Raw genomic sequence first — 1,304 nt, forward strand, 5'->3', positions numbered from 1 at the left:
CGACCTGCCAGGAAACACCGAACTTGTCCTTCAGCCAGCCACAGGGCCCTGGTTCGCCGCCACCCTCTGTGAGCCTGGTCCAGAAATGATCGACTTCTTCCTGCGTCTTGCAGTCGATCGATAGTGAGATCGCCTCGGTGAACTTGTATTGTGGTCCGCCGTTGAGCGCCAGGAACGGGACGCCGTCGAGTTCGAACGAGGCCACCAGCACCTTGCCCTCGTCAGCGTGACCCTTGGGCCAACGCGTCACGCTCAGTTCCTTCGAATTCTTGAAGACGGACATGTAATGGTTCATGGCCTCCTCGGCCTGTCCGTCGAACCACAGGAAGGTGGTGATCTTTTGCATGGTCTTTCTCCTCGTTTCTCTTGGGGGATGAAGGAAGCGTCAGGCGGCGCCTTTGGCAGCGTCCTGAAGTGAAGCGAGATAAGCGTCGAGCTGGGCATAGCTGTCGGCCATGCCGCGGGTCATACCGGTGCCGAGCGCGCCGTCGCGGGCCGCTTGCGAAGCGTAGAGCACCGTCTGCGTCAGAAGCGTCTTCCCACTCTGTTCGATGAAGACCACCGTCCCGACGGTTTCGCCGCCGGTCCAGTCCTCGTCGAACAATTCGGTGGCGACGATCCTGGCTGGACGCACGATTTCGCGATAGGCGCCGCTCATGCCCATGCTGCGGCCATCGCGGTGCTGCCAGACGTAGCGTGTGGCGCCGCCAACCCTGAGGTCGATTTCGCAGACCGCCAGCCGCCAGCCATCGGGACCGTGCAGCCAGCCCTTCAGCAACTCGGGTATCGTCCAGCAGTCAAAGACCATCGGCCGCGACGCATCGAAGATGCGGGTGATCTGGACCTCGCGGTCGCTGGGCGTGGTCACCGTCAGTGTGGCGACGGTCGAACCGGGCAAGGTTGTGGTGCTCATGATGATCCTCCTCATGTTTGCCAAAGGACGTGCGACAGGCCGGTGATCCGACACAGGCCGCGATGTTTTCGCGCTATTGGTCGGTACTGTCGGGGGCTTTCTCGGCCTTCATCGCGCCGAGCAACGCGTCGAGGCGCTGGAAGTTGCCTTCCCAGATCCTTCGATAACGCTCCAGCCAGTCATTGGCCTCTGCCAGCGGTTTTGCTTCGAGCCGGCACGGCCGGCGCTGTGCGTCGCGGCCGCGTGAAATCAGTCCGGCGTTTTCCAGCACCTTGAGGTGCTTGGAAATCGAGGGCTGGCTCATCGCGAAAGGCTCGGCGAGTTCCATCACGGATGCTTCGCCCTGGATGAGCCGGGCAAGAATGGCGCGGCGCGTCGGATCGGCGAGTGC

General features: G+C 62.4%; 3 protein-coding genes. All 3 read right to left on the reverse strand.

Translation table 11 applies throughout. The annotated features are described in order from the left end of the window. Positions 1 to 346: VOC family protein (locus ACXJ7R_RS33115; RefSeq protein ID WP_457155474.1), on the reverse strand; the 346-nt coding region annotated here is incomplete at its 3' end. 39 nt (positions 347 to 385) lie between these two features. Continuing rightward, positions 386 to 913, reverse strand: coding sequence for an SRPBCC family protein (locus ACXJ7R_RS33120; RefSeq protein WP_457155475.1), 528 nt, complete (start codon positions 911 to 913; stop codon positions 386 to 388). A gap of 73 nt (positions 914 to 986) precedes the next feature. Then, positions 987 to 1,304: ArsR/SmtB family transcription factor (locus ACXJ7R_RS33125; RefSeq protein WP_457155476.1), on the reverse strand; the 318-nt coding region annotated here is incomplete at its 5' end.

The organism is Mesorhizobium sp. P5_C1 (genome assembly GCF_054049815.1).

Coding starts and splice junctions, on each gene's coding strand:
- ACXJ7R_RS33120 (WP_457155475.1), bottom strand. CDS start 913: ATGAGCACCACAACCTTGCCCGGTTCGACCGTCGCCACACTGACGGTG.